Below are 8,347 nucleotides of genomic sequence, written 5' to 3' on the forward strand. Positions count from 1 at the left end.
TTTTTTATTAGCTCTTGTTCGAATAGAAAACAGGTGCCAGTAATAAATGGACTCTTAGATCTTTCTAACCAAGACATTAAGTCTTCACAAACGATAGATCTTGATGGAAGTTGGTTATTCCATTGGAACCAAATACCCATCAATGAAAAAGGAGAGTTTGATTTATCTCAATTAAAAAAAAGGGATAGTATTTATTTAAGTGCAGGTACATGGAAGGATAGTGTTAGGCCAACCAAAGGGTTTGGTATGTATTATCTTAAAATAATATTGCCAAAAGATACTGTATGTAGACAATTAAAAATCCCCCGAATAAATTCTGCAGCTAAGGTTTTTTTCTTTGGCCGTTTTAACAAAGAATTGGGGCAGTTTTCTACTGTAGAAAAAGATGCTAGAGGAGATGGACGACCTCTTTATATAGATGTTGGATGTGATGGAACTGCCTATATCGTTTTATTAGTTTCCAACTATCACTATGCAAGTAGCGGAGGGATTTCATATGGCGTTCACATATCATCTTCAAAACGTATGACGGTACAAAAAAATTTCCTCCAAATTGCTCAACCTTTATTTGCGCTTTTAATTTTACTAATTGCTTTGTATCATATATTCTTATTCTTCAATTACAAGAATAAATTGTTGCTGTACTTTGCTTTATTTTCTGTGTTTTTAAGTCTTCGCCAGTTTTTCATCGGAGAAGTTACCATTTATGTTCTCTTTCCAGATATGTCATTTGATTTGATTCTATTATTTAGAGGATTACTCCTGTATTTAGGAACTCTCTTTTTTATTTTATTTTTCAAACACCTCTTACCAAGCAAAGCACTAAATTTAATCGTAGGAAGCATGATTATAGTATATAGCTTAAGTCTCATTATTATGCTTCTGAATAAGACTTATGAATTAAGTTATGTTTCGTTGATAAATTTGTACGTATTGTTAGGAACTGTCACATATATAACTTATTTAATAATTAGAGGGAATTTAAAGAAATTGAAGTCACAGTTAGTTACGATTATAGCTTCGGTTTTTGGATTAATATTCCTTTCTGCAGATCTTTTATATTCTCAAAAAGGAATTAATATAGATCTCCTGCTGATTTTCATTGTTTTTTGTTTTTTATCATTACAAATTATAATGAGTTACATTTACTGGAAGAATAATATTAAAAGAATAAAGAACCTTTCAAGTGAAGTTGAAGAGTTAAACGAGACTATAACAATTGGTAAAGAAGAAAGAACTATTTTGCTTTCTGAGTCTATTCAACAACTACAATCAAAACAAAGCCTTGTTAAAAGATTGGTTAATATTAAGAATAACAAAACTCCAGAGAATCTTAATGGAATTATTGCTGAACTGAAGTCAACCAAGTTAGAAGAATCTAGAAAGATTATATTAAAACAGAATATAGAAGAGTTGAATTTTGAGTTTTTGAGAAACTTAAAGCTAAAACACAATGATTTAACAGAAACAGATATAGAGATTTGCTCTTTAATGATGCTCGGGTTTTCATCAAAAGAAATATGTAATTTAAGGAGCACAACCATATTTGCTCTAAAATCTTCAAGATATAGATTAAGAAAAAAATTCAATCTTAGCCCAGAAGAATCTCTTAAAGAATACTTGAAAAATATTTAATGCTTCTGTTTGAACTAATCAATTATTAACGAACAATATTTTTTAACAAAATTTTAAAGTAGATTTCTAAACTGCAGCCCCTTTTGCATACCCATTTGTTAGTTTAAGGATATATCGATTAACTATTATTGTCTTTATGAAAAGACTTTTTAGTTTAATCCTGATATTCTTGACAATCATGAGCCTAGAATCTTGTAAAGAGAAGATAAAACTTCCACAAGTTAATAAAGGTTATCTTGATTTAACCAATTGGGATTTTACTAGAGAAAAAATTATTAGACTAGATGGAAGTTGGGAATTTTATTGGAAACAAATTCCATTTAAGAATAAAGGAGAGGTAACTTTTTCACCGCTACAAAATAAAGAATACATAAATATCCCAAACACATGGAATCAAAAAGGTTACAGTGCAAAAGGATATGCAACATTTAGAGTTAAGATTCTTTTGCCTGTTAATAGACCTAAGCTTAAAATAAAAATCCCGAGGATAAATTTTGCTGGAAAAGTAATTATTAATAAAGAGGTCGTTTTTTCAATGGGTGAATTTTCTACAAATGAAGGCCAAAATATTTCATACGGAAAAACCTCATACATAGAATTATCTAGAGTTGGAGATGAAATAGATCTTATAATTCTTGTGTCTAATTTTTCGCATAGAAATGGAGGTGGATTTACTCAAGGTGTGATTTTGGGAACAGATGCAAGAATAGAACAAAAGAGAAACCTATCTATCATTATTCAAGCTTCTTCAAGCTTTTTTATTATTGTTATATGCTTGTATCAAATCTTCATTTTTGTAACTCATAGAAGAGAGGTTTTATTTTTATATTTTGGGGCTTTTTGTTTAATAGCAAGCGTACGTCAATTATTTGTTGGAGAAGTATTGATTTATGAGTTTTTCTCTCAAATTTCGTATTCTAATATTATTATTTGGAGAAATATCCCTTTAAGTGTAGGGCTCATATTTTTCCTCTTGTATTACAAAGAATTGTATCCTAAAGATAGTAAAGAATGGTTTTTTAAATTGATTTTTATAATATGTGTTTTAAGCTTCCTTTTTGTTATTGTATCTCCTACTTTTTTAAAAACACAAGCTCGATTGGTAAATAGATATCTTTCAGTTTCAGTATTACTATACATATTGTGGCTCTCTTTTTTCGGTGTCTTAAAGAAAAGAAAGTTATCGAAATCCATCTTTATAGGTTCAGTTATTGCTGTATCTTTTTTGTCTTATGATCTTTTGTATTTAGATAATATAATTGTAAACAATACGGGATTCTTAACAAATTTTGCTTTACTGTCTTTTATCTTATTACAAGCTGCTATTAATTTTAGATTCACAAGAGAAACAGAATTAGAACTATTAATGCTTTCTGAAAAAGTAAAGAGATTGAGTGATGAAGTCAAAAATAGAAAAGTAGAATTAACAAAACTGCACTCAGAATCAATTAAGCAATTAAAAATAAGGCAAGAAGTAACCAATAAATTAAGCCAAATACATAAAGTTGAAAACTCAAGCTTCTTAAGTGAAATAGTAGCAGAGTTAAAATCATATAGAGTAGAAGATGAACGTGTCATGCTTTTAAAAGGAAACCTTCAAGAGCTCAATTATGAGTTTGTGAATAGATTAACAGAAAAACATCAGAATTTAACAAAAACAGATATAGAAATTTGCTCGTTTATACGTTTTGGATTCTCTTCTTCAGAAATAGCTAACCTAAGGTTTACTTCTAAGCTATCGGTAAAATCATCACGCTATAGAATACGAAAAAAATTATCACTCACCGAAAATGTCAGACTCACAAACTATTTAAAAGAGTTATGAGAAGGTAAATAATTTTAATGCATACTTTTTTGCATACCTCTAATAATATCTAAATGTTTTGCAGTCTCGGATTTTGCCCATAAACTTGTATTGGGATTAGTGTTAAAATGCTATGGAAAAGATTTTACGCTTTTTTTAAGTTAGTTGCAAACTCTATGCTTTTCAAGTGACCAAAAATTACTATAGCTAGTATTTTACTACTTGGAGGGGTGGGAACTTAGCATAGGGTTTAAACTAGAAGCCATCTTTTAAGATGGCTTTTTTTATTGTCTGTAATTAGATTGATAGAACAGTTTTTTAGTTCATATTACAACATTTTTATGAGTTGCATACCTTTTTGCATACACAGAGTTTTATAGTTCACTATTTTTTTGATTTATAATTGCAGGGAACATAACAGAAGTTGTTAGTTAAAACTTGAAATCATAACTAGGGATTTAATAAACATCTATATAACATGAAAAATACAACCTCAAAGCAAGAGTATAGGAAGCAGTATAATTATAGAACTAAACCTAAGACCTATGCTATTCAAACAAAACATGCTTACATACCTAATCTAATGGATAAATTATTAAACTATATGAATCGAATTTAATAGTTGATTTTATAATTAGATTTCCCCCGACCCTTAATTTACCTTCCCCTTTTTATCTTTTTTTTGAAAGAATTGGAAATCTGGAGCTATAAATTTTTTGATTAAAAGTTCTTATAGCTTATTCAAAAAAGAGGACATCATAGACGCTAAAATTTAAAGCGAACTATAAATTAAAGTGAATCTATTGATGTAGTAGGATTGATTAAAAATGCTATGAAAAAGTATTTTAGCTTTAAATACATTCCCCAGATTAGCTAAAATTATTTAAAGGGGCTATTTATAGCCCCTTTCTGTTTAAACAAAAAGAACAATTACTTGACAAATCAAGAATTTAACCACATATTTAATAAGTATACTAAAAATAAGAATGGTATAAAGCTGAAAGATAAAATCGTGTTAACAGGTTATGAATTAAAGGATTTTGTTGGTTTTGCTATAGATACTTTAAAAAAGAAAGTTGAAAACAAATTAATTTTTTTAACTGAATTAGTGTTTTTCTTCTTTATGTATATTTTTCAGTATGTGAAAACCAAAAAATGAACCACCCACATCCAAAAGAAAACTACTTCATTGTGGATATACCATTCATATAAATGTTAAATAAAGGAATAGGTTTTTTCTTTTTACTCTCAATAAACATAAGCGATTTAGACTTTTTTAATTAACCTTTGTATATAGCTGCATACCTTTTTGCATACTCAAATAATTTGCTCTTAAAGCCTCTCTATTAATAAGTTGCACACTCAAAGCTAACTTTTAAAAATATGGGTAAAATGAACAAGGTGTATTTAGGCATACATCAAAAACAGAGTATGCCAGATTTTCGAATAGCTATTAAAAAGAAACATTTATCTTTCCTTAGAGGGAAAAAAATAATCATCACACTATTATTTTTCCTCTCCAGTTCATTAGCACTTTCTCAAGTGCTACAGGATGAACAATTTCTATATGGTACCAAAATAGGGGAACACATGGGGGAGGCAGTAGATATTACTGTGGTAGATGGAAGAGCCATAGCAGTAATAGGTTCTCCCGAATATGATGGTTCCAATTTTACAGCACACACTGGTCGGGTTCGCGTTTACGAATTGGTCAATGGAACCTGGAGCCAATTAGGAGCTGATATTGATGCTGGTTTTCTGAGTGGTGGTTATTGGATTGTTGATGGTCTTTTTGGTTTTTCAGTAAGCATTAGTGAAGACGGAACAAGAATTGCTGTTGGTCAACCATCCGAGGTAGGAACTACTCCAGAGTATGGAGTTGCTTATGTCTATGAATACAATTCGCAAAGTAATTCATGGGAAGAAATTGGATTTTTTCGAGAAATAGGATTAGAGGATCGTGGAAATGAACTTGGATATGCAGTAAGTTTAAATGCTGATGGATCTAGAGTAGCAATTACTGCTCGTCGTCACGACAATGATGATGGGACAACCGGTAAGGTACTTATTTACGAAGACATCAATGGTGTCTGGACAGAAATAGGGGTTATTTATCCTGAGATTATGGACTTTGGAGAAACTCTTGGAGCTGCAGTAAGCCTAAACGCCGCTGGAGATTATCTAGTTACATCTACAACTACAAATTATATTCCCGCTGGCGCATATGATGGAGGTCAAGGAATTACACGAATTTATCATTACAACGGTTCTACTTGGACACAAGTAGGAAATGATATTATGGGAAAAGATGAGAATGAAGCTTCAGGAGACTCGTTAGATATTAGTGATAATGGTCATATTGTGGTGATTGGATCTCTGCGAGGTAATGGCGAAGTTGGAGATGCAAAAGTGTATGCTTTCAATGGGAGTAATACCTGGAATCAATTAGGATTAGATATTGATGGTGATAATCAGTATGATCAATTTGGAACCTCTGTAAGTATCAACGGTGCAGGAAATGTTGTTGCTATTGGAGCAGCTGCACGCTCTAATGGTAACAGGCCTGGGTACACAAGAATTTTTAAATACGGGCTATCTGGTTGGGTAGAAATTGGTGAAATACTCGGTGATGCAAACAGCGATTTTTTAGGAACTTCAGTAGCCATCCCAAAAAATGCAAGTTATATTATAACAGGGGCTATAGGGCAAGATGGTAGTGATGGAAGCATTACAGATGCAGGACAGGCTAAACTATATAGAACTTTAATTCCTCCCACAGTTATAACACATGCAGCTACGGGAGTAACACATGCAACAATAACTCTAGAAGGAGAATTGACCCATGGGGGCGAATTTGATATTATAAGAAACGCGTTTGTCTATTCCACAACCAATACCAAACCAACCCTCGGAGGTACTGATGTGACCGATACGTTCTATGGTTTATCTGGAGGCACAATAGGAACTTTTAGTGAACCTTTAACAAACCTTACCCCTAATACTACTTTTTATTATAGAGCTTATTCAATGAATGCTGGTGGAACAAGTTATGGAGATGTTATGACAGCAACAACAACAGAATTAAACCCTTTTTTAGGCTATGCGGAAGGAGATCTATATGGTTATTCTGTAGCAATCAATGCCAACGGAACCCGTTTTATTGCTGGAGCTATCTATAACGATTTAGGAGCAGATAATGCTGGAAATGCACGTGTCTATGAACTTGTCAATGGAATATGGACGCAACTAGGTCCCAGTATTAATGGGCTAGCCATAAATGATTCATCAGGGTATTCAGTAAGTATTAGCGATGATGGAACTCGTGTGGCTATTGGATCACCCTTTAGTAATGAAGTTTGGGATGATATGGGAAGAGTCAGAATTTATCAATACAACGCAACAAGCAACAATTGGGATCAAGTAGGATCTGATATTATTGGTGAATTTTCACATGATGAATCGGGAGGTGCTGTTAGTTTAAACGCCAACGGAACGCGTATAGCCATAGGGGCCAAAAGAAATGATGGTGAAGCCAATAGTTCTGGTCATGTAAGAATTTATGAAGAATCTGGGGGTATATGGACGCAGTTAGGAGGCGATGTAGACGGAGAAGCGGCCGAAGATCAATCGGGTTATTCTGTAAGTTTGAATGATTTAGGAAACTATGTAGCCATTGGCGCACCTAATAATGATGGTAATGGTTCAAATTCTGGTCATGTACGCGTGTACAGACACATTCCTGGAGCAGATGAATGGGTGCAGGTAGGAGCCGATATTAATGGTCAGACAGCCAATGATCAATTTGGTTTTTCAGTAAGTATCAATGATGATGGAACCATAGTAGCCATCGGTGCTGTTGAAAATTCAGAAAAAGGATACATACAGGTATATGAATTTAGTGGAGGCACATGGACGCAATTAGGAACCGATATTGAAGGAGAGACCTCTGGAGAAAGATTTGGTTTTTCGGTATCCATTAACGCAGATGGCACCTATCTGGTAGGAGGTGCTAGTAAAAATAGTAGCGATACAGGAAAAGCAAGAATTTTTAAATATGAATCTGGAGATTGGGTACAAGTAGGAGCAGATATTGATGGAGATGCTATAGGTGATTTGTTAGGCTTTTCAGCAAGCATTAGCGCAAATGCCAATACGGTTATTGTAGGGGCTCCCAATAACGATACCAACGGAAACAATGCTGGACAAGTAAAGGTAGTCACCAATTCTATCAATCCAACGGTGGTGACCAATATAGCCACAGAAATTACACTCAGTACTGCAAAATTAGGAGGTACTGTAATTAATGAAGGACAAGGTATGATAGAAAGAGGTGTGGTTTATTCATCGGTTAATACAAATCCCACTATAGGAGCTAACGATGTAACCAAAAACTCCAACGGAACTGGTTTGGGAACATTTAGCAAAGCCATTGCAGGTCTCAGCCCTATAACTACTTATTATTATAGAGCTTATGCTACGGATGCCAATGGAACTAGTTATGGAAATGTGATGAGTTTTATGACCTGCCAACCACTAAATTTTGATGGAGATCTCTATGGAGATACTGCAGGAGATCAGTTTGGATTTTCTGTGGCAGTTAGTGCAGATGGTACTCGTATGATTGCTGGTGCACGAAATAGTGACAATGGAGGAACCGATTCAGGACATGCACGAGTCTATGAGCTAACCAATGGCGTATGGACACAATTAGGAGCTAATATAGATGGAAGCGCAGCAAGTGATCTTTGGGGGAGTTCAGTAAGCATTAGCGATGATGGAACTCGTGTGGCTGTTGGATCACCCTCTATAGCGGGTAGTACTGGTGCTGTTGGAATCTATCAATACAATGGTAGTGCTTGGGTACAGGTAGGAAGTAATATTAGTGGAGAGGCTTCAGGAGATTCATCT

Annotated in this window: 4 protein-coding genes; all 4 read left to right on the forward strand. The window is 33.6% G+C overall.

Annotation, left to right across the window (positions count from 1 at the left end; translation table 11 throughout):
- Positions 1 to 33 precede the first annotated feature (33 nt).
- Positions 34 to 1,635 carry a 7TM diverse intracellular signaling domain-containing protein gene (locus AAON49_RS12230; RefSeq protein WP_349554976.1) on the forward strand — a complete coding sequence of 534 codons (1,602 nt, stop codon included), beginning with the start codon at positions 34 to 36 and terminating at the stop codon, positions 1,633 to 1,635.
- A gap of 178 nt (positions 1,636 to 1,813) precedes the next feature.
- Positions 1,814 to 3,460: a 7TM diverse intracellular signaling domain-containing protein gene (locus AAON49_RS12235; protein ID WP_349554978.1), complete on the forward strand. Its 1,647-nt coding sequence runs from the start codon at positions 1,814 to 1,816 to the stop codon at positions 3,458 to 3,460.
- 457 nt (positions 3,461 to 3,917) lie between these two features.
- Complete coding sequence (locus tag AAON49_RS12240; RefSeq protein ID WP_349554980.1) at positions 3,918 to 4,058, forward strand: hypothetical protein; 141 nt, start codon at positions 3,918 to 3,920, stop codon at positions 4,056 to 4,058.
- A 764-nt stretch (positions 4,059 to 4,822) separates the two neighbouring features.
- Positions 4,823 to 8,347: beta strand repeat-containing protein (locus AAON49_RS12245; protein ID WP_349554982.1), on the forward strand; the 3,525-nt coding region annotated here is incomplete at its 3' end.

The sequence above is a fragment of the Pseudotenacibaculum sp. MALMAid0570 genome (assembly GCF_040151415.1).
Lineage (GTDB): Bacteria > Bacteroidota > Bacteroidia > Flavobacteriales > Flavobacteriaceae > Polaribacter.

Bases quoted from the DNA above. Each gene is read 5' to 3' on its own strand.
- AAON49_RS12235 (WP_349554978.1), top strand. From the start codon at position 1,814: ATGAGCCTAGAATCTTGTAAAGAGAAGATAAAACTTCCACAAGTTAAT.
- AAON49_RS12240 (WP_349554980.1), top strand. From the start codon at position 3,918: ATGAAAAATACAACCTCAAAGCAAGAGTATAGGAAGCAGTATAATTAT.